15 protein-coding genes are annotated in these 21,039 nt (G+C 67.6%); 6 read left to right on the forward strand and 9 right to left on the reverse strand.

Annotation, left to right across the window (positions count from 1 at the left end; translation table 11 throughout):
* Positions 1-15 precede the first annotated feature (15 nt).
* From ACIPV2_RS00090 to ACIPV2_RS00100, 3 genes are all read right to left on the reverse strand, one after another.
* The gene (locus tag ACIPV2_RS00090; RefSeq protein ID WP_400836795.1) at positions 16-1,275 is read right to left on the reverse strand and encodes an MFS transporter; all 1,260 of its coding nucleotides are present in this window, start codon (positions 1,273-1,275) and stop codon (positions 16-18) included.
* A 152-nt stretch (positions 1,276-1,427) separates the two neighbouring features.
* Positions 1,428-2,813, reverse strand: a complete 1,386-nt coding sequence (locus ACIPV2_RS00095) for an aldehyde dehydrogenase family protein (protein WP_400836798.1) — start codon at positions 2,811-2,813, stop codon at positions 1,428-1,430.
* Positions 2,810-3,454, reverse strand: coding sequence for a TetR/AcrR family transcriptional regulator (locus ACIPV2_RS00100; protein WP_400836801.1), 645 nt, complete (start codon positions 3,452-3,454; stop codon positions 2,810-2,812). Before ACIPV2_RS00100 ends, ACIPV2_RS00095 begins: the two co-directional genes overlap by 4 nt.
* 132 nt (positions 3,455-3,586) lie before the next feature.
* On the opposite strand from ACIPV2_RS00100, the gene ACIPV2_RS00105 reads away from it, so the two are divergent.
* Both ACIPV2_RS00105 and ACIPV2_RS00110 read left to right on the forward strand, forming a co-directional pair.
* Entirely contained in the window at positions 3,587-4,786 is a 1,200-nt protein-coding gene (locus tag ACIPV2_RS00105; RefSeq protein ID WP_400836804.1) for an amino acid deaminase/aldolase, read from the forward strand.
* Complete coding sequence (locus tag ACIPV2_RS00110) at positions 4,783-6,117, forward strand: D-arabinono-1,4-lactone oxidase (RefSeq protein WP_400836807.1); 1,335 nt, start codon at positions 4,783-4,785, stop codon at positions 6,115-6,117. Before ACIPV2_RS00105 ends, ACIPV2_RS00110 begins: the two co-directional genes overlap by 4 nt.
* Before the next feature lie 69 nt (positions 6,118-6,186).
* Here the strand turns inward: ACIPV2_RS00110 and ACIPV2_RS00115 are convergent, their stop codons facing one another.
* Positions 6,187-7,620 (reverse strand): glycoside hydrolase family 1 protein, encoded by a 1,434-nt coding sequence (locus ACIPV2_RS00115; protein WP_400836810.1) that lies wholly within the window; start codon positions 7,618-7,620, stop codon positions 6,187-6,189.
* A gap of 158 nt (positions 7,621-7,778) precedes the next feature.
* Here ACIPV2_RS00115 and ACIPV2_RS00120 point away from each other — a divergent pair, with 158 nt between their 5' ends.
* Positions 7,779-9,935 carry a discoidin domain-containing protein gene (locus ACIPV2_RS00120; protein WP_400836813.1) on the forward strand — a complete coding sequence of 719 codons (2,157 nt, stop codon included), beginning with the start codon at positions 7,779-7,781 and terminating at the stop codon, positions 9,933-9,935.
* 8 nt (positions 9,936-9,943) lie between these two features.
* On the opposite strand, the gene ACIPV2_RS00125 is transcribed toward ACIPV2_RS00120, so the two are convergent.
* Positions 9,944-10,570, reverse strand: a complete 627-nt coding sequence (locus ACIPV2_RS00125) for a cyclodeaminase/cyclohydrolase family protein (protein ID WP_400836814.1) — start codon at positions 10,568-10,570, stop codon at positions 9,944-9,946.
* Positions 10,571-10,650: 80 nt separating this feature from the next.
* Between ACIPV2_RS00125 and ACIPV2_RS00130 the strand changes: the two genes are divergently transcribed.
* The 3 genes from ACIPV2_RS00130 to ACIPV2_RS00140 all read left to right on the forward strand — a co-directional run bounded on the left by ACIPV2_RS00130 (position 10,651) and on the right by ACIPV2_RS00140 (position 13,465).
* On the forward strand, positions 10,651-11,292 hold the full coding sequence (locus ACIPV2_RS00130; RefSeq protein WP_400836817.1) for an NADPH-dependent F420 reductase: 642 nt from the start codon (positions 10,651-10,653) through the stop codon (positions 11,290-11,292).
* Entirely contained in the window at positions 11,292-12,134 is an 843-nt protein-coding gene (locus ACIPV2_RS00135; protein ID WP_400836820.1) for an SDR family NAD(P)-dependent oxidoreductase, read from the forward strand. Before ACIPV2_RS00130 ends, ACIPV2_RS00135 begins: the two co-directional genes overlap by 1 nt.
* A 101-nt stretch (positions 12,135-12,235) precedes the next feature.
* Positions 12,236-13,465, forward strand: coding sequence for an ATP-binding protein (locus ACIPV2_RS00140; protein WP_400836823.1), 1,230 nt, complete (start codon positions 12,236-12,238; stop codon positions 13,463-13,465).
* Between the two features lie 343 nt (positions 13,466-13,808).
* On the opposite strand, the gene ACIPV2_RS00145 is transcribed toward ACIPV2_RS00140, so the two are convergent.
* The 4 genes from ACIPV2_RS00145 to ACIPV2_RS00160 form a co-directional block, all read right to left on the reverse strand.
* Positions 13,809-15,197, reverse strand: coding sequence for a hypothetical protein (locus ACIPV2_RS00145; RefSeq protein ID WP_400836825.1), 1,389 nt, complete (start codon positions 15,195-15,197; stop codon positions 13,809-13,811).
* Positions 15,198-15,310: 113 nt separating this feature from the next.
* Entirely contained in the window at positions 15,311-18,286 is a 2,976-nt protein-coding gene (locus ACIPV2_RS00150) for a type I restriction endonuclease subunit R (RefSeq protein ID WP_400836827.1), read from the reverse strand.
* Complete coding sequence (locus ACIPV2_RS00155; protein ID WP_400836830.1) at positions 18,283-19,515, reverse strand: restriction endonuclease subunit S; 1,233 nt, start codon at positions 19,513-19,515, stop codon at positions 18,283-18,285. Before ACIPV2_RS00155 ends, ACIPV2_RS00150 begins: the two co-directional genes overlap by 4 nt.
* Positions 19,412-20,938, reverse strand: a complete 1,527-nt coding sequence (locus tag ACIPV2_RS00160; protein ID WP_400836833.1) for an N-6 DNA methylase — start codon at positions 20,936-20,938, stop codon at positions 19,412-19,414. The genes ACIPV2_RS00155 and ACIPV2_RS00160 overlap by 104 nt, the downstream gene beginning before the upstream one ends.
* Positions 20,939-21,039 lie beyond the last annotated feature (101 nt).

The raw sequence follows: 21,039 nt of genomic DNA on the forward strand, positions 1-21,039 counted from the left end.
AGGCGGAGGCGATGCTCAGCGGACCGAGCGGATGCGGTAGACGGCCACGCCGCCGAGCGCCATGATGACCGCGGCGATGACGTACAGCTCGGTGTATCCGGCCATGCTCAGCACGAGCCAGCCCACCAGGGCGGCGACCGGGAGGTGCTGGGCGGCGTTGACGATGCCGAGGTCGCGGGCGCGGGTGGTGACATCGGGCAGCACGTCGGTGAGCAGAGCCTGATCGACCGACAGGAACACCCCGTACCCGATGCCGAGCAGCACGGCGGCGACGATGGATGCGCTCCAGGTGGGCACGAAGGCAAGCGTGAGAGCAGCGGCGACCTGCAGGCCTGCGGAGGCGGCGACGAAGAAGCGCCGCGAGCGCAGTCGGTCGGTGAGCGTGCCGCCGGCCCACGACCCGAGACCGCTCGCGACGAGATAGACGAGGATCAGCACGGTGAGCGCCGACTCGGGGTTCGCCAGCCCGAGGGAGTCGGAGAGGAAGTAGAGCAGATAGGTGGTTCCGACGAGATTGCCGGCGTTGACGAGCACGCGCGACAGGCCCGCCCAGCCGAGGTCGTGGTAGGTCCGGGAGACCTGGCGGATGCTGCGGCGCGGCGTCGTCGAACCGGCGGCGCCCGTGCGGGCAGGTGAGGTGGGCCCGGCGGGCTCGGGATGCCCCATCAGGAAGGGGAGCGGCGCGACCAGCGCCAGCGCGGCGATCACCGCCCAGCTCCAGCCGACGTCCTTCACGAGCTCGGTGACGATGATCATGCCGCCCGCGAGGGCGATCACCTGCGGCACACCGGCTGCCGCAGACGCGCGGCCGCGCTGCGCGGGCGGCACCTGATCGGCGATCATCGCGGACAGCGACACCAGCACCGCGGACTGCCCCACCGCCACGATCGCGAGCAGGACGGCAGCCAGCTGCCACGAAGGCTGCACCCCGACCAGGGCGAACGGCACGGTTGCGGTCACGAATCCGCCGAGCGCCCAGGTGCGCCGTCGGCCGAACCGCGGGCTGCTGCGATCGCACAGCCAGCCGATGATCGGCACCGAGACGACGATCACGATCGCCATCTCGGCGATGAGGAACGAGCCGATGCCGATCTTCTCGGCCGGGTCGAGGGCGCTCGCCAGCTGCACGAGCATGAACTGCCCCGGAAGCATCACCAGGAGCCAGAAGCCGAACCAGGCGAAGCTGAACGTCCACAGCCAGCTGCGACTCACGCGGGTCTGCACCGGGGCTGCGGATGCCGTGTCGGGCGTCGCCGGCAGGGCGGCGGCGCTCATGCTGTCATCCGAGGGATGGGGTCGATCAGGTGCGCGTGGAACATCATCGTCTCCTCGGCGGACACCGTCGTCCGCCCATCAGAAGTGGGACAAGTGCCCCACTTCTCAGGATGATACGACCGCCGGGTATCGGATGCAAGCCGGCGGGTGTGTCAGCGGCCGCGCATCAGCATCCGTCGCAGCAGACTCTTCACCCGCCCGCGGTACGGCGGGTACGCGAGGCGCATCGTGTCGGGGTGCAGCGGCTTGTCGAGCACGCTCTTGAGATGGCTGAAGGTGCGGAACGACGCCTCGCCGTGATACGCGCCCATGCCGCTGGCGCCCACCCCGCCGAACGGCAGTTGGGGCGCTCCGAGGTGCGCGGCCGGGGCACCGAAGCTCAGCCCACCCGAACTGGTCTCGGTGAGGAAGGCTCGTCGCACTCGCCGACGACGGCTGAACACGTACGCGGCCAGCGGCTTCGGCCGCGCTCGGATGAAGGCACGTGCCTCCGCAGCCGAGCCCACGTGCACGATCGGCAGGATCGGACCGAAGATCTCCTCCTGCATCAGGGGTGAGTCGGGGCTCACCGCGTCGACGACGGTCGGGGCGACGTAGCGCCCCTCGATCGAGACGTCGCCGCCGAAGGCGGGCTCGACATCCGACAGCATCTGAGCGAGGCGTTCGGTGTGCCGCGTGGTGACGATGCGACCGTAGTCGGCGCTCGCCGCGGCATCCGATCCGTACAGCTCGCGCGTGGCGCGGTCGAGGTGCGGCAGGAGTGCGCGGGCGGTCGCCGGTGTGGCGAGCACGTAGTCGGGTGCGACGCAGGTCTGGCCGGCGTTGAGCAGTTTGCCCCACATGATCCGCCGTGCGGCCGCTGCGAGATCGACCGAGTCATCGATGTAGGTGGGGGACTTGCCGCCGAGCTCGAGGGTGACCGGCGTCAGGGTGCGCGCCGCCGCTGTCGCGACGATGCCCCCCACCTTCTCGGACCCGGTGAAGAAGATGTGGTCGAACCGCTGCTCGAGCAGCTCGCCGGTGACCTCCGCGCCCCCCTCGACGACGGCGATCGCACGCCGGTCGAGGTAGCGCGGCAGCAGATCGGCGAGCACGACGCTGGTGGCGCGGGCCAGCTCGCTGGGCTTGACGACGGCGGTGTTACCCGCTGCGAGGGCGCCGACCAGCGGATTCAGCACGAGCTGAAGCGGGTAGTTCCACGGGCCGATGATGAGCACGACGCCGAGGGGCTCCGGGGCGATCCGGCCGCGAGTGGGCGCGAGCATCAGTGGCAGCGGCACGGTGCGCGCTCGCATCCAGCGGCGCAGGCGCGGCAGGGCGTAGTCGATCTCGGCGATCACCATGCCGATTTCGGTGATCACCGCCTCCATGGGGTGCTTGCCGAGGTCGTCGCGCAGCGCCTGCTCGATCTCGGGCTGGTTCTCGACCAGCATGCGCCGCAGCGCCCGCAGCTGGTCGCGCCGCCAGCGGCGCGACCGGGTGACGCCCGCGTCGAAACCCGCCCGCAGCGCCTGTGTCGTCTGCTGCGCCCGGCTCACGACGCGGCCCCCCGGGTGCGCCGCTCGGACGTGGCCGTCTCATCGTCGTCCGGAAGCGGTTCGGCGAGGCTCGCCACAGCCCGCGCCGCGGCTCGCACGGCCTCCCGGCTGGCATCGTCGTCGCGGTTGACCAGCCAGTTCAGCGTCAGGCCGTCGGTCAGCGCGACCAGCAGATGTGCGGCTGTCGCGAGTGGCACCGTCCACCGTGATCCGGAGTGCGCAGCGGCGAGCGTCAGCGACTCGCGCGCGATACGCAGGTACTGGTCGTACTGCTGCTGCGCGAGAGGACGGCGGGTGCGCAGGGCGTGCTGGGTCAACTCGAGCATGGCCTGTTCCCGGGTCGGCTCGGCCTTCAGGTGCTCGAGGTAGCCGGTCAGCCCGTCGGTGAGCAGCTCGGTGAGACCGCGCCCCTCGAGATCGGCGGGCAGTACCGCCTTCTCCTCCGTGGCGAGCACGTCGAGGATGAGCCGATCTATCAGCTCGTCTCGCGACTCGAACGCGTAGTGGAAGCTCGCCAGAGACATGCCCGCTTCGGCGACGATCGCGCGCGTGGACGCTTCGTGCAGCCCGCGCGAGGCGACCACCCGCAGGGCGGCGGCGATGAGTTCTCGGCGGCGTACATCGACGGGGGTGCGGGCCATGTCTCCTCCTTAGCACGGATGTTTTCGCGCAGGTTGCTCGGCGCCCGGCGCAGATCTACTATATTCGGGATGTGGGACAGTTGACCCACTTTTCCGTTCCGCGGTCGCCGGCGCCCGCGAGAGAGGTCGCACATGACCGTCACGCACACACCCTGGCGCGAATGGGCGCAGGCCACCGCCGACGAGCCTCCGCCCTACGCCGTGCTCGACAGGCAGGCCCTGCTCGCCAACGCAGCAGACCTCACGCGCCGCGCGGGCGGCGTGCCGCTGCGCATCGCCAGCAAATCGCTGCGTGTGCGCCCGGTGATCGAAGAACTCCTCACCCTGCCCGGCTTCGCCGGGGTGCTCGCCTTCACCCTGCCTGAGGCGCTGTGGCTCGCGCGCAGCTGTCCGGATGTCGTCGTCGGCTACCCCACCGCTGATCGCCGGGCCATCGCCGAGCTCGCGCGGGATGAGCATTCCGCGCGCGTGATCACGCTCATGATCGACAGCGTCGCGCAGCTCGACCTCATCGACGCCGTCGCCTCTCCCGCGCAGCGGCTGCCCATCCGGGTCTGCCTCGAACTGGACGCTGCATGGCAGGGTCCTCTTCCGCTCGGTCGCCTCGGCGTGCTGCGCTCACCGGCGCGCACACCGGAGCAGCTGCGGGCCCTCGCCGTCGCGGTGCAGCGCCGGAAGGGGTTCGAGCTCGTCGGCGTCATGGCGTACGAGGCCCAGATCGCCGGGGTGGCCGACCACGTGCCGCATCGTGCGGCGATGAACGCGATCGTCTCGTGGGTCAAGCAGCGCTCGCGCGCAGAGATCGCCGAGCGGCGGGCGTGCGCCGTGGCCGCGGTGCGCGAGATCGCCGACCTCGAGTTCGTCAACGGCGGCGGCACAGGGTCGATCGAGAGTACGGCCGCAGACGCCTCGGTGACCGAGATCGCGGCCGGCAGCGGATTGTTCGCGGGCCACTACTTCGACGACTACACCGCCTTCCGCCTCCGGCCGGCCACCGGCTTCGCCCTCAGCGTGGTGCGCAAGCCCAGGCCTGACTGCGTCACGGTGCTCGGCGGCGGGTGGGTCGCATCCGGGCCGCCGGGGCCGGACCGGCTGCCGCAGGTCGTGCATCCGGCGGGGCTGCGGATGCTGCCGCGCGAGAGCGCGGGGGAGGTTCAGACCCCGTTGAGAGGCAGCGCCGCACGCAGCCTCTCGGTCGGCGATGTGGTCTGGCTGCGCCACGCGAAGTCCGGAGAGCTGAGCGAGCACGTCAACGAGTTCCTGGTCGTCGACGCAGGACGCGTCGTCGACCGGCATCCCACCTACCGAGGCGAGGGGAAGGCCTTCCTGTGACCACCACCATCACCGACAGCACTGACGCGCGACGCGCATGGCAGAACTGGGGACGCACGGTGCGTGCGCACCCTCGCGACGTCGTCACCCCGACATCCGTGGAGGAGGTGTGCGAGATCGTCGCGACTGCGGGCCGGTCGGGTCGGCGGGTCAAAGCGGTCGGGGCGGGGCACAGCTTCACCGCGATCGCTCGGGCAGACGACGTGCAGATGAGTCTCGACGGGCTGAGCGGACTGCGCAGCGTCGATCCGGCGCGGCAGACCGTGACGATCGGGGCCGGTACCCGCCTGCACGAGATCCCGGCCCTCCTGGCGCCGCTGGGACTCGCGATGCAGAACCTCGGCGACATCGACACTCAGTCGATCGCGGGTGCCGTGTCGACCGGCACGCACGGCACCGGCGCGCGTTTCCGGGGCATCGCCGCGCAGATCGTCGGCGTCACCCTCGTCACCGGCCGAGGAGAGCGGATGCGGGTGGATGCCGAGCACAGCCCGCAGCTGCTGCCCGCCGTGGCCCTCGGGCTCGGGGCCCTCGGCATCCTGGTCGAGGTGACCGTGCAATGCGTGCCGGCCTTCGACCTGCGCGCTCGCGAGCGCGCAGAGCCCCTCGCCGCCGTGCTCGACTCGCTCGACGCGCGAGTGCGTGACGCCGATCACTTCGAGTTCTTCTGGTTTCCGCACACCGACGTCGCCCTCACCAAGACGAACACGCGGGTGCGCGCGGGTGACGGTCGTGCGCCCCTGAAGCCCGTGCGGCGCTGGTTCGACGAGACCCTCATGGCGAACGGCGTGTTCCGGGCGACGTGCGCCCTGGGCAAGCTGGTCCCGGCCGCGGTGCCGACGATCAACCGCGCCGCCGCGCGACTGGCCGGCGAGCGAAGCTTCTCGGACGTCTCTTCGCGCGTGTTCGCCACGCGGCGCACCGTGCGCTTCACCGAGATGGAGTACGCGCTGCCGATCGATCAGGCGGTTCCCGCCTTCCTTGAGGTGCAGGAGGCGATCACGAGAGGCGGCTGGCGCATCACGTTCCCGGTCGAGGTGCGCTTCGCCGCCGCCGACGAGCTGTGGATGTCGACGGCCTACCAGCGCCCGTCGGCTTACATCGCGGTGCACCGGGCAGTGGGAGAGGACCCGCAGCCCTACTTCCGGGCTGTCGAGCAGATCATGCGCGCGCGTGGCGGCCGGCCGCACTGGGGCAAGCTGCATGGGCGGACCGCTGCTGACCTCGCCGGCGAGTATCCGCGGTTCGCCGACTTCCTCACCGTTCGGGATGATCTCGACCCGCAGCGAGTGTTCGCGAACGAGCACCTGGAGCGGATGCTAGGCGCCTGAGTGCTTCGCGGAGCGCGAGCGCTGAGAGCCGGCATCCGAAACGGATGCCGGCTCTCAGCGCTCGCCGAATCAGCGCGCGTCTGAGCGCGCGGCGATCAGCTGCTGCAGCCACCGGAACGATGACTTCGGAGTGCGCTCGCCGCTGGCGAAGTCGACGTGCACCAGGCCGAAGCGCTGCGTGAACCCGGCGGCCCACTCCCAGTTGTCCATCAGCGACCACACGAACCAGCCCCGCAGATCCAGGCCCTCCGCGGGGCCTCCGGGAGCGACGGCCTCCAGTGCTGCGGCGAGGTGGTCGCGCAGGAAGGCGACGCGCTCGACGTCGTCGACGGTGCCGTCGGGGCCGACCTCGTCGGGGAAGCTCGCGCCGTTCTCGGTGATGTGCACCGGCGGCAGCGCGTCGCCGTAGCGCTCCTGCACCTCGGCGAGGGAGCGGGCGAAGCCGGCGGGCTGGATCGGCCAGCCGAAGCCTGTGGTGGGCACACCCTCGAAGTCGAGCAGTCGGAACGGCAGATCGGCCATCGCCTGGCTCGTGCCGTCGGGGCTCTCCCCGTCGCCAGCGCCGGCGGCCACGAGGGTGGGCATGTAGTAGTTGAGCCCGTAGAAGTCCAGCGGCTGATGGATCTGCGCGAGATCCTCAGACGGGACGGCGTCGAAGGCCGTCAGCGCGTCGCCCAGGAAGTCCGGTGCCTCGGGGTAGCGGCCGAGCAGCACCGGGTCGGCGTAGACGCGATTGTGCACGAGATCGAACAGGGCGGCCATCGCGAGATCGTCGGGGGAGTCGGATGCCGGGATCACCGGGCTGTGAGTGTTGGTGATGCCGATGCCGCCGGGGACCGCCGCGGCGCGCAGCGCCTGCACCGCCAGGCCGTGACCGAGCAGCTGGTGATGCACGGTGGGCAGCGCGTCGAAGAGCAGGCTGTGTCCCGGGGCGTGCAGCCCCAGCGCGTAGCCGTTGAGGGTCACCGTGGCCGGCTCGTTGATGGTGATCCACGAGTCGACGCGATCACCGAAGCGCTCGCCCAGCATGCCGGCCAGGTCGCCGAGGCGCTGGGCGGTGTCGCGGTCGAGCCAGCCGTGCGCGTACTCCTCCGGCAGATCCCAGTGCGAGATGGTCGCGAACGGGCGGATTCCGGCGCTGTGCAGGCGGTCGAGCAGTCGATCGTAGAAGTCGGCGCCCTCGCGGCTCAGGGCGCCGGAGCCGCCGGGCTGCACACGCGTCCAGGAGAACGAGAAGCGGTACGCGTCCGCGCCGAGCTCGCGCATCAGCGCGACGTCCTCGGCGTAGCGGTGGTAGTGATCGGCGGTTGTGGCGGTGTCGCTGCCGTCGATGATCCGGCCGGGTTCCACCGCGAAGCGGTCCCACACGCTCGGGGTGCGATCGTCGGCAGCGGTCGCGCCCTCGATCTGCGCGGCGGCGGTAGCGGTGCCGATGAGGAAACCCTCCGGCAGCGAGCGGGCGAGGGCATGCGGGGTGGCGGCGGCAGTGGCGTCAGCGAGCATCATCGTCTCCTGGTGGATGGCACAAGTGGGACAGTCGTCCCACTTCGCTCGATCCTAGGGCCAGTCTCGGACGCGCACAAGGGTGGCAGGTGCGGGACGATTGACTGGGACGGTCGTCCCACACTACGGTGCTGGACAGCAGAGCAAGGAGGCTCATCGTGCATCAGGCATCCGTCCGTTCCACACTCTCGCCCCGCGGGAGGCGATTCCCGATCTTCCGGTCCCGACGGCGGCGAACGCTCGGCGCTGCGCTCGCCGCCGCGGCGGTCGTCCTCGGCCTGTCGGTCGCGCCGACCGCGATGGCCGCGCCCGCCTCGGACGGCGTGACGGCGTCGACCGGGGTCGGCTCCCAAACATCCGCTTCGGCGTCGGATGCCTGGTGGGATGCGCCCAACCGTCCGGCGGAGGAGGTGGAGCTCAACGTGGCCGGTGCGCCGCCGACCTCCGGCCCCGGTGAGCCGGTGCCCGGATACATCGACTCGCACACGCACCTGAACTCGAACGAGGGCTTCGGTGGGCGGCTGATCTGCGGCGCTCCCTTCTCGCCGGCCGGCGTCGCCGATGCCCTGAAGGACTGCCCGGATCACTATCCGCACGGCGAGCTGGCGATCTTCGAGAACCTCACCGGCGGTGCGAACGGCACGCACGATCCGGTCGGCTGGCCGAGCTTCGCGCACTGGCCGAGCACGACGTCGCTCAGTCACCAGGCGGCGTACTACGCGTGGGTCGAGCGCGCCTGGCGTTCGGGCCAGCGCGTGCTCGTGAACGACCTGGTCACCAACGGCGTGATCTGCTCGCTGCCGATCCTGGCAAAGGACCGCTCGTGCGACGAGATGTCGGCCATCCGGCTCGAGGCGCAGAAGGCGCGCAGGATGGAGGCGTATATCGACGGGCTCTACGGCGGTCAGGGCAAGGGCTTCTTCCGCATCGTCACCGACCCTGCGCAGGCTCGTGAGGTGATCGCCGCCGGCAAGCTGGCTGTGGTGCTCGGTGTCGAGATGAGCGAGCCGTTCGGCTGCAAGATGATCCTCGACGTCGCGCAGTGCTCGAAGGCCGACATCGACCGCGGACTCGACGAGTTCCAGCGCCTCGGCATCTCGAGCATGTTCCTGTGCCACAAGTTCGACAACGCGCTGTGCGGTGTGCGCTTCGACCCCGGCACGATGGGCACGATCATCAACGTCGGGCAGTTCTACTCGACCGGCACGTACTGGAAGACCGAGGCGTGCCGCGGACCGCAGCACGACAACCCGATCGGCAATGCGCCTGTGCCTGACGGGCTGGAAGGCGCCGACCCGCCGACCTACCCGTCCGGTGCGCAGTGCAACGTGCGCGGGATGACGAAGCTCGGAGAGTACGCGCTGCGGGCGATGATGGATCGCAACATGATGGTCGAGCTCGACCACATGAGTGTGAAGGCGGCAGGTCAGGCGCTCGACGTGCTTGAGGCCGAGCAGTATCCCGGGGTGCTGTCGAGCCACAGCTGGATGGATGCCGGCTGGACCGAGCGCCTGTATCGCCTCGGTGGGTTCAAGACCTCGTACCCGCACGCGGCCGAGGAGTTCGTCGCCGACTGGCGCGACGAGCAGGCGCTGCGCGAGAAGTACGGCAAGGGGTACGGTCTCGGACTGGACTTCAACGGTCTCGGCGGTCACCCCGCCGGCGGCTCGGCGCCGGTCGAGGTGCAGTATCCCTTCACTGCGGCTGACGGCTCGACCGTCGTCGAGCGGCAGGTCAGCGGGCAGCGCACCTTCGACATCAACGTCGACGGCTTCGCGCACACCGGCCTGACGCCCGACTACATCGAGCAGGTACGCCTTGCCGGTGGCGGTGCGGAGATCGTCGACAGCATGATGCGCGGTGCGGAGTCGTATCTGCAGACGTGGGAGGCCACCCGCGCCTTCCAGAGCGCGACGAACATCGCCACAGGCAAGGGCGCGTATGCCAGTTCGAACGAGAACAACCCGTTCACGAGCTACGCAGCGAGCCGGGCTGTCGACGGAAAGTCGTCGACACGGTGGGCGAGCGGCAACTGGGGCACCAGCCCCCAGTGGATCCGTGTCGACCTCGGCGAACAGCACCGCATCGATCGGGTGAGCATCGACTGGGAGAAGGCGGCGGCGAAGGCGTACGAGATCCAGGTGTCCGACGACGCCGTCGCATGGCGGACCGTGTGGTCGACGACGACCGGTGACGGCGGGCTCGACACCGCGACCTTCGACCCGGTGACGACGCAGCACGTACGAGTGCTGTGCATCGAGCGCACGACGACGTACGGCTACTCGATCAAGGAGGTCGGCGTGTACTCCGGCTGAGACTGCGGTCAGTGCAGCCCCGCGGAGATCTCCTCGATCATCTGCGTGATCCGGTGGCGGGCCTCGAGCAGCCGACGGACGTCGGTCTCGAGGCTCGCCAGCCGTGCTTGCGTCGCGTCGTGTCTGCCGGCGATCTGCAGGTTCGCGCGGATGCTCATCGCAGCCCCCGACAGCCCGGCGCTCAGTGCTTCCATCGCGACGGCGAGATCGACCGCGATGTGCGGATTGCCGGCCTCGGCGAGCACCTGCGCATCGGACGTGAGCAGGATGCCGATCGCGCCGACCCGCGCCACTGATTCGGCTGCGTCGACGGCGGCCGCGCTGACCTGCTCATCGCGCTGCGGGTCGTCGGACGGCAGCGCCAGTGCGGCGCCGAACCGCACCGACAGCACGCCGTCCGCCTCGACGGCCTGCAGCACGTCCGCGCGGTTGCGCTCGAGTCGCGCCGCGCAGGCCGATGCGGCGGCGCTGTCGTGCGTGTACGCCGCGACCATGCCCATCAGGGCGGCAGCGACGCCGAGCAGCACGCCCGTCGCCGCCCCACCGCCAGGGGAGCCGTTGGGCTGACTGAGGGCGTCGAGCCAGGCATCCATCGGACGGGATATCGGAACGTGTGCGGAATCGGGATCGGCCATGGGCGCAAGGGTATCTGTGGTGCGGCGTCGATCTCGATGGGTGAAAGGAATATCCGCCCGCTCGCCGGGTTGAGTCCGATATGACGACTCTCGGAATCATCGGTGCAGGACACATCGGCAGCCAGATCGCTCGGGCTGCGATCGGTGCAGGCTACGACGTCGTGATCGCGAACTCGCGCGGGCCAGAGACCCTCGGGGATCTCGTCGCCGATCTCGGCGACCGCGCCCGGGCGGCGACTGCTGAGGAGGCCGGCGAAGCCGGCGACGTCGTGGTCGTGACTGTCCCGCTGCGTGCTCTGCAGCAGATCCCTGTCGGGCCCCTCGCCGGGAAGATCGTGCTCGACACCAACAACTACTACTTCGAACGAGACGGCCACATCGACGCCCTCGACAGGGGACTGACCACGACCTCCCAGATGCTGCAGGAGCACCTGCCGACGTCTCGCGTCGCGAAGGCGTTCAACCACATCCAGGCCGAGCAGATCACCGCAGGCGGCATGCCGGCCGGCACCCCGAATCGTCGAGCGCTGGCGACGGCCAGCGATCATGCTGATGCCGCGGAGTTCGTCACCCACCTGTACGACCAGCTGGGATTCGACACGGTCAACATCGGGCCGCTCAGCGAGTCGTGGCGCGTCGAGCGCGACCGCCCCGCATACGTCGTGCGGCAGAACGCCGAGGAGCTGGCCGAGAATCTCGCGGTCGCCAACAGGCTGCCCTGATGACCGCGAAGACGGTCGTGCTGACAGGTGCCAGCGACGGCATCGGCGCCGCAGCGTCGCGCAAGCTGGTCGCTGACGGGCACACGGTCGTCCTCGTCGGGCGCTCTGCGCAGAAGACCGCAGCGCTGGCCGGCGAGCTCAGTGCCGAGCACTTCACCGCAGACTTCGCGGATCTGTCTCAGGTGCGCGAATTGGCGGATGAACTGAAACGCGCCCATCCGCGCATCGACGTCCTCGTCAACAACGCCGGCGGCATCTTCGGCGACAGGACCAGAACCGTCGACGGGTTCGAGAAGACGCTGCAGGTGAACCATCTCGCGCCGTTTCTGCTCACGAACCTTCTCCTCGACACCCTGATCGCGAGCAGAGCGTCGGTCGTCAACACATCCAGCGCGGCCGCGCGCCTGTTCGGATCCATCGACATCGACGACCTGAACAACGAGCGGGGCTACTCGCCGAACAAGGCGTACGGCGACGCGAAGCTCAGCAACATCATCTTCACCAAGGAGCTCGAGCGTCGTTTCGGCCGACACGGGCTGTCGGCCGTTGCCTTCCACCCCGGCATCGTGCGCACGAGCTTCGCCTCGGACACCACGAGCGTCATGCGGTTCCTGTATCAGACGCCTCTAGCGCGCCTGCTGGGTCTTCTCAGCCCGGAGCAGGGAGCGGAATCGCTGGTTCGGTTGGCGGAAGGTGAGCCAGGCACGGACTGGATGTCCGGCGAGTACTACGAGAAGCACAAGATCGCAGCGACCAGCCCGCAGGCGTTCGATGAGCAGCTCGCCGCCGAACTGTGGCGCCGCAGCGCGGAGTACGTCGGATTGTCGAACGATGGGGCGTGAGGCCGCGACGCGCCGTGGAGGAGCCGACGGCATCCTCACTGAAGTGAATGTGCGTGTTGGTAAGTTTACCAAGCCCCACCGCCGTTGGTAAACTTACCAGCATGCGCCACGCGGTCGACAACCCCTTCAACCCCGGCTCCGACGTCATCCCCGCCGTATGGGCCGGTCGCACCGCGCAGCTGAGCGACTGGCGCGACGTCGTGCGCCCGCGCCGTCTCGCCGGGCTGTACGAGCGAGGCCGGACGATCCTCGGCGAGCCGGGTCTCGGCAAGTCCACGCTGGTGCGGCGCATCGCGAAAGAGGCGGCGGCCGCCGGTGACTGGGTGACCCAGCAGCTGCGCGTCCCCTCGGGCTCCGACCCCCTGAAGCTCGTCGCCACGGCGCTGCTCAAGCTCGCCGACGACGCCGGTCTTCCGGCATCCCGGGAGAGGCGGATCGCCGACGCCATCTCCCGCGTCCAGGCCGTCGCCGTGTCCGGGATCGGCCTCACTCTTCGCGACCGGCAGGGCCCCGAGCCCCATGCTGCGCTCACTGACCTGCTCGTCGAGATCGGCACCGCCGCGGCTGAGCGCGGAGACGTCATGGTCCTTATCCACCTCGACGAGGTGCAGAACATCACCGATGGTGAGGTGCTCTCGCAGCTGCTGATCGCGCTCGGTGACGCCATCGTCCACGAGATCGAGGTGGACGTCCCGGGCGGCCGGGTCGAGCGCACGCTGCCCATCGCGGTGTACCTCACGGGGCTGCCCGACTTCGAGGACATGGCGAGGGCCCGCAAGGTCGCGACCTTTGCCCGGCGGTTCAAGACCGAGACGCTGGCACCACTCAGCGACGACGACCTGGCAGCTGCTCTGCAGGACTTCGTTCTGCGTGGGTGGGACGTGCCCGACGGCTCCGGCGGCACCGTGCCCATCCGGATGGAGAAGCAGGCGGCCGCGAAGATCGTCGACCTCTGCAGGGGTGAGCCGTTCCTGTTTCAGCTTGCCGGTGAGCAGGCCTGGTACGCCGGTGGCACCCGGGTGATCACCACCGACCAGGTGCGTCAGGGTTGGCGATCGGCACAACGAGAAGCCACCGCGCACATTGAGCGTATCCTCGATCGACTTCCGCGTCGCGAGAAGCAGTTCGTCGAAGCCATGGCATCCCTCCCCGTCGCGGAGCGAACGCTCAGCCGCATCGCCGAGATGATGGGGCTCAGCAAGGCCACCGACGCCGGCACCACCTCGCAGAGGCTCGATCGGGAGCGCGGCATCATCGATCGCGGACGCCTGTACTCATTCCGCCACCGCGCGCTGGAGGCCTTCTTGACCACCAGCTGGCCGGAGGTCTGAGCATGTCAGCGCAAGTTCAGCGCCGAGGAGCGCACGTGCCCGCGTGGTCTCCTGGCCGGCACGAAAAGAACCCCCGCAAGTAGAAGCCTTGCGAGGGTTCGGAAGCGGTGTAATCTCCGCTACGTGGCTCCGACCGGCATCGATCCGGTGACCTTTCGAGTAAGAGTTTGGCTCTATCAGGGGTTTCTGCGGACTTGCGGGCGCTTCGAACAGCCCTGATCAGGTCTGCTTTTCGTTACTCCGCGCTGTCTCGCGGTTTCAGCGAATGCGCGGGATAGATGCGGGATTCCGGATTGGCACGGCTTGCCGGTGATCGCAACTGCTGGGCAGCAACAGGACTGGACTATGCCGTGCCGCCGCTGTCGGTTTGGCCCGAGGAACGCGGTCGATTGACATCGTCGGTGTCAGCGGTACCGATGCGGGTCGCCACGGCAAGTCTTCCGCTTTCCGTAGCAGTGATCAACCGACGACGCTGGTCATCGTCGTCGACCGTGTAGGTGAGTAGCCCCAAACTCGCAAGAGGTTGAACCTGGTGCAACAAGGAGGACATCGTCTTATATCCGAACTCACTGTAGTCACCCGGTGTCGTGAAGCCGTCCAATTTTTGCACCAGCGTGGTGAGCACCTTCCACCCGGTTTTCGTGACCCGGTCCGATACCTGTTCGACGACCTTCTTTCCTTCGGCCGCGCGCCACTCCAGGAACAACAGGTCGCGTTCCTCGGCACCTTTCCAAGTCATCGTCGCCGGATCCGTGCGCATCGAGAAGCGCTCCGCAAGGCCGAGCGCCATTCGTAAATTTCGTCCAGTCGCGGTGTACGCAGATTCAAACGCTTCGGGAGAGACGGGTAACTTCGCATCGGATCGAGATCGCAGCGCTAACTCGCGTCGCTGCACAACTTCTTTCACTTGATCGTGCCGAAGCGGTAGGACATCAATTGGCTCTGGAAACACGCCGCTCATCTTTGGCGTGCTAAGCGCGGCCCGCACGGTCCCCTCGGCTCCGCTGATAATCCAGCGGAGACCTTGGCGCTTGAAGACCCTGTCTCGTAGTGATTCAAACAAGTGCACAGCGTTGGGGAAGCGGCGAAGCACCTCGAGGTTATCGAGAAGCAGAATAACGCCGCCGTCCCCCGGTGTTGGGAAAAGCTCCGCTAGCCATGAATCGAGTAGCGTGATCACCCCCGTGTCATTGAAGCCGGAGCCCGTGTTCGGAGTGCTCGATCGTCCTCCCGAGAAGTTAAGGCCAAGCACGCCTGGAAAACTCGCGCCAATGCCTGCCGACCACCCGCCGCCGGCGGGGGTGCTCAGCCAGTGGTGAAACTCGCGAACCTGATTGAGTCTGAATCCGTCTCGGAGGAGACCTTCTGCATGCGACAGGATCGCTCCGGCAACTTGGTGATAGGCGCGACGCTCTAGCTTGGCGGCGGTATCTGACTCTTCGAGCTCTAGGGGGCGGCCCGCGGGTAAGAAGAGCGGATCGATACTTCGTGCTTGTCGCCAGCGAGCAGCCTTCGCGGTCGCGATGGCGGCGAGACTCGATTTACCAACACCGTAGTCACCTTCGAGGGCGACCATTTGTGCACCGCTGGCCAAGTCCCTGAGGACCGTGCGAAGCTCGTTCTCTCGGCCAACCAGCAGGGATTTGTCGGCGTCGGCGATCCTCAAGGCTGTCGTCGAATATGGGGAATCGGAGAAGCCGTAATGTACCCACACGCCGACGGGAATGTTCATAACGGCAACTGTAGCTGGGGTTCACGCCCGCCATTCGCGCGATACTGCGGAATAACATGCCAGTGGGTACGTAGCTTGCGCTTTCGAGCGATGGCGGCGCACCGGTACGCCGCTCAGTAGTGCTTCAGGATGTACTTCCACGCGGACTCCATCGGCTCGCCGGTGCGCGGCAGGCCGTACCTCTTGAAGAGGGCGTTCAGCTCACGCTTGATCGCCTTCATGGAACCCTCCTGTGACGTCCACTGGGGGTGCACGGCATGGCTGACCAGCTGGTCGACTTCGCGAGCGACCTGGCTGACGAGCACGGTCATGCCCTCAGGCTTGTGCTCCTCGAAGATCCGGGTGAGCATCCCCACGTTCGGGTCCGGCAGGTCGGCGAGCACGCCGTCCTCGTCGGCGTCCTCCACGGTCTTCAGGTCCGTGCCGACGGTGAACAGCTTTGTGAGCCACAAGAGCGAGTCCTCGGCGGTGGTGATCATCTGCTGTCGCAGCTGGTCCAGCCGCTCGGCGATCGACTTGTACGCAGCCTCGTTGGCGCCGCCCCCGTCGAGCTTCTTGCGGATCCGCTGGGTGAGCGAGTCCATGATCTCCTGCGCGGACTTGCCTTCGTACTCGGTCGGCACCGGCGGCAGCTGGCCGGCGTCGGTCATCTGCTTGATGGTCTGGGCGTCGGCGATCACCACGGAGATCTGCTTGTCGTCGACCCGGACGTTGCGCATGTGCTGGTGCACGAGTGCACGAGTCTTTGGCCCCAGTCGCTCCCAGAGGATGTCGTCTTCGGAGTCCTCGCTCGGGATCGCGGCATATACCTGCGCGTACCAGCGGTAGTCGCCCTCCCGCTCGGTGAGGTGCTCATCGGGGGCGATCGTCTCCCACAGCCCCTGGGCGTAGAGGTACTCGGCCCTGTACTCGGCGCGGTCTTCGCTGTCCTGAGGGAGGCGCTCGAGAGCCTGCTGCAGCGAGTCCATCGAACCGTCCCGGGTGATGCCCACGAAGCGGCGCCGCATCTCCTTGAGGGCGGCTTCCAGGTTCTCCAGCAGCGTGTCCGTCTCCAGCTCCCGCTGGGCGTGCTCGGGGTCGCTGGGCGCGATCGCGCGCGCGAAGGCACCGCCGAGGCCGACGTAATCGACGATCGTGCCGTAGCGCTTCGTGAACCCGGTATCCGGGTGCCGCCAGGGCCTGTTCGTGCGGGTGATCGTCTGGAACAGCGTGTGCAGCTTCATCGGCTTGTCCAGGTACAGCACCCCCTCGATGGGCGCATTGAAGCCGGTGCCGAGCTTGGCCGTGACCACGAGAAATTTCAGGCCATCGTTGACGTCCCGGAACCGGTCCAGCAGCGCCTCCTCCTCGCCCTCGGTGAGCTTGTACGCCTCGAACTCGCTCTTGCCGGTGGCGGAGATCACCACAGCTACCTGATCGTCCCTGCCCGTGCGCGCAAGCTCCTCCCGCAGCGCCCGCTCGTACAGGATGCACAGCTCCTGGTCGGCGACGACCACCTGCGCCTTCATCCCGTGCGGGTCGATCGAGGCATAGAAGTGCGCGACGATGTCGGCGGCCACCTGTGCGATCCGCTCGGGGTTGTGGAAGATCGCCCGGGCGTTGGCGACCCGGCGCGCGAAAGACTCTTTCTGGCCGTCGCTGAGCTGTTCCTCGTCCGCCAGCGCATCGAACGCCGCGTCGAGCTCGTCCTTGGCGACGTCGAACCGGACGGGCCTGGGGATCACTCTCATTGGGACGGTCGTGCCGTCGGCGATCGAGCGGTCCGAGTCATACGTGTCCAGCGCCCAGCCGGGATCCCGGTCGTCGCCGAACAGCTGGTAGGTGTTGCGGTCCAGATCCGCGATGGGGGTCCCGGTGAAGCCGAACCGGTGCGCGTTCGGCAGGGCCGCGCGCATGTCGGCGCCGAGGGATCCCTCCTGCGTGCGGTGCGCTTCGTCGACCAGCAGGATGACGTTCTCCCGCTCGGTGAGAACACCGGCGCCGGCGAACTTGTGCACGGTGGTGGCGATGATGCCCCGCGCTCCGTCCTTGAGCGTCTGCTGCAGCGAGCTTGTGCTCCCCGCTTTCACCGGCTGCGGGACGCCGGCAGAGGCGAACTGGGAGAAGGTCTGAGTGACCAGCTGCGTGCGGTCCGCCACGGCGACGATGGTCGGGTTGTGCATCCGCGGGTCGAAGTAGAGCCGGGTCGCCACCCAGCTCATCGTGAGCGTCTTGCCGGACCCTTGTGTGTGGTAGATCAGCCCCCGGGAGCCTGCCTGGCTCGTCGCGCGCTCGACGATCTTCTCCACGGACGCGTACTGGAAGTAGCGCGGCAGCAGCTTGATCGTGCGTGCCGCGCCGTCGTCGGACTGCCTGTCGTACATCGCGTAGTGCTCGATGAAGTTCAGGATCACCTGCGGGGCGAGCAGGCCCTGAACACTCATCTCCACGCGCGCCCAGCCCTCGATGGTCGCCGGCACGCCAGCCGAGCCCCACCGCTGCCAGTGATCCAACGGCGTGCGGACGCCCGAGTACCTGAAGTCTTTGCCTTCGGTGGCGAAGGAGAGCAGGTTGGGCGTGAAGAACGCGGGCTGGTGCACTTCGTAGGAGGTGTAGATGTCCTTGGCGCCGTCCTTCCAGCTCTTCACCAGCGACACCGGCGTCTTGGTCTCCCCGACGACGACCGGGATGCCGTTGATCCACAGCACCAGGTCGAACCGCGCACCCTGGTAGGTGACTTCGTCCGAGACCAGCAGAGTGTTCTCGTCGGGGTTGTCAAAGTCCAGCAGCCGGAACGGCTCGTCATGGTTGGTGTCCGGCATCAGCACCGTGCCACCGCCGCGCAGCAGGTGCGTGAACTCTTCGTTGGCGGTCATGAGCCCCTCGGCCGCCGCGCTCAGGGCCACCTGCCGGACCTTCGCCAGCACCGCGTCGGTCCTGCCCACCAGAGCCGGGTTCAGCCGCTCGATCGCATCGTTGAGGTCACTCTCGATGAAGACCTGCTGCGTCGTGCGCGGGAGGTCTTTGCCCTCCACGTGCGTCCAGCCGGCACCGACCAGCAGCTCGAGGAGCGCTTTCTGCACGGTGCCCTTCTCTGTGTACCCGGTCATGCTGCTGCGCCCTCCTCAGCGAGGTTCAGTAGATGGTCGTAGCTCTCAGGGATCTCATGCTCACCGGAGAGCAGCACGGTGAGCAGGTTGCTGCGGAGCGTGCGGAGAGCTTCGGCTGTGGCGTGAGCGGCGTCGGCGGTGGCTGACACCCTGCGGATCGTCTCCATCACTCGATGCTGCTCGACGAGATCTGGCGGCGTCAGCGGGAGTGAGAGGAAGTCGTCGGGCTTCAATCGCTCCCGGCGACCACCCATGCCCTTAGACCTCGACGCCATCAGCTCCCAGAGTTGCGGACTGCGTGTCAGCTCCCGTAGCCAATCGGGAGACACGGTGCCCCCTATCGCGAACGCCGGAAACTCCGCAGACGCGAAAGCACTCTCCATGTCCGCAGGGGTAACAGTCACTGCTCCTTCGAATGCCTTGAGGCGACTGTAGACCAACTGCTCAGACTCAATGACGTTGAGCTTCTCATAACTTGTGTCCCCGCCAAGTTTGGTGCCGCGGTCAAGTAGGCCACGGCCGCGATTCAATACTCCGATGATCCGATAGGCGCGGTCGCTGACTATGGGGATCGTCTTCTTGATGAGAGCGAGGTGCGACGCAAATGATTGTTCACCTGTCAACATCGGTGCGAAGTGGTCTGCTCGAAGCGAGGAAAGCATTGCCAGTGCGCGATTTTCTTCGCAAAGGGCAGCATGAAGAGCGTCGTCCGCCGATGCGATCAGGTTAACGATTCGAAGCCGCTCTGGGCGCGACGGGATCGCAACGGGGATTGAGTACACGCGCTCGCGATTCAGGCCCGGGACTCCGGTCTGCGCGGTGTAGGACGGCAGGTCTACGGATCCGAGGAGCAAGTGGAGAAACGGCATCTCAACACCTTTTGCCTCTGCCCAGTAGGCGGTGTCCGTTACCCACACAGCTTGGTCAAACCACGTGACTGACCCAGCTGTCCCCTTTCGGCCCACGACGATGCTCTGAGCAGTTCCAACGTTGGCAGAGTCGTGAGAGTCGAAAGCGCCGGATGACCCAGCGACCGGCACAACCCCATGTACTCGACTCTTGGCCGGCAGGGCTTTCCCGTAGTGGAGAGTGCATACTTCCCCCAGCCGAACCTCCCGCCACCCCTCACGCATCGAATCCCGCCTCCCGAAGCCGTAGGTCCAGTGCCGCCCGGGCGGCATCCATGCGCTCCTGCGCCTCGCGCAGCGACGCCAGCGCTGCATCGACATCTGCCTCTGCCCGAGTCTCCGTCTGGATGTATCGGCCGATGTTGAGGTCGTAGCCCTGCTCGCGGATCCTCTCGCGGTGAACGAGGGAGAGCGAGAGACCGCCGTCACCGTCGATGTCCTCGCCCCGCTTGTAGGCAGCGTCGATCGCGTCGACGTCGTCGTCGCTGAGGGTGTTCTGGTTCTTGCCGGCCTTGAACCGGGCACGGGCGTCGATGAACATCACGTGCTCGCGACGCTCGGCGCTCTTGTCTGACCGGAAGATCAGCAGGCTGACCGGGATCGAGGTCGAATAGAACAGGTTGTTCGGCAAGCCGATCACGGCCTCGAGCTTGTCGTTCTCGACGACCCACTTGCGCATCTCCGCCTCGCGGCCGCCACGGAACAGCACGCCGTGCGGCATGACCACCCCGACGCGACCGTCGCTCTCGTCCATCACGGAGAGCATGTGCTGGATCCACGCCCAGTCGCCGTTCTTCGCCGGCGGGACGATGCCTCCCAGGGCACGCTTGTGCGGGTCCTTCGCCCAGGTGGATGCCGGCCAGTTGTCCAGCGAGAACGGCGGGTTGGCGATCACCACGTTGAACTTCCGCAGGCGCCCTGCTTCGTCCAGCAGCTTCGGCTCCCGGAACGTGTCGCCGCGCTTGATCTCGAAGTCCTCCACACCGTGCAAGTAGAGGTTCATCCGGGCGATCCCGGCGGTAGTGAGGTTGTACTCCTGGCCGTAGAGGAACAGCGACCGCGGGTTCCCGCCGGAGAGCTTCACGGCCTCGACCGTCTCCACGAGCATGCCCGCGGAGCCACAGGCCGGATCACACACGGAGTCGCCGGCCAGCGGGTCGAGGATCTTCACCAGCAGGTGCACCACCGGCCGAGGGGTGAAGAACTCCCCCGCCTTCTTGCCCGACGCCTCCGCGAACTCTCGCAGCAGGTACTCGTACGCCGAGCCCAGCATGTCGCCGGAGACGTGAGCAGGATCGAGGGTGAGCTTGTCGAAGACCGCCATCAGCGCACGAAGAGCAGCCTGCGGGATCCGCTCCGTATTGGCCCAGTTCACATCTCCGAAGACGCCGGCGAGCTTGCCGGGGTTCGCCTCCTGGATGGCGACGAGCGCCTTGTTCAGGGCTTGACCGGAGTTCTTCGTGACCTCGAAGGTCTCATCCCAGTGAGCGCTGTCCGGGATCAGGAAGGTCTGGTACTCGTGGTCCTCCTGCTCCTGCGACCAGTCCTCACCCAGGTCCTCGACCGCCTGCTCATGGTGGTAGTCGTAGACGTCGCTGATCCACTTGTAGAACAGCACCGGGAACACGTACGCCTTGAAGTCCCCGGGATCGACCGGGCCGCGGAGCGCATTCGCAGCGCCCCACAGGGCCTGCTCGAGCTCTCGCTGCGTGAGGTGGTCGGGATTCGCGGGGGCAAGCGTCATCGAGTCTCCTTCTCACGAGTGCACGGCCTCTCACCGCGCCACTCGATCACTACCGTATCGGCCTCCCCGCGTCCCGATTTTGCTCGCCGTCCGACGGATCC

The sequence above is a fragment of the Microbacterium sp. NPDC089987 genome, from assembly GCF_044748505.1.
Taxonomy (GTDB): domain Bacteria; phylum Actinomycetota; class Actinomycetes; order Actinomycetales; family Microbacteriaceae; genus Microbacterium.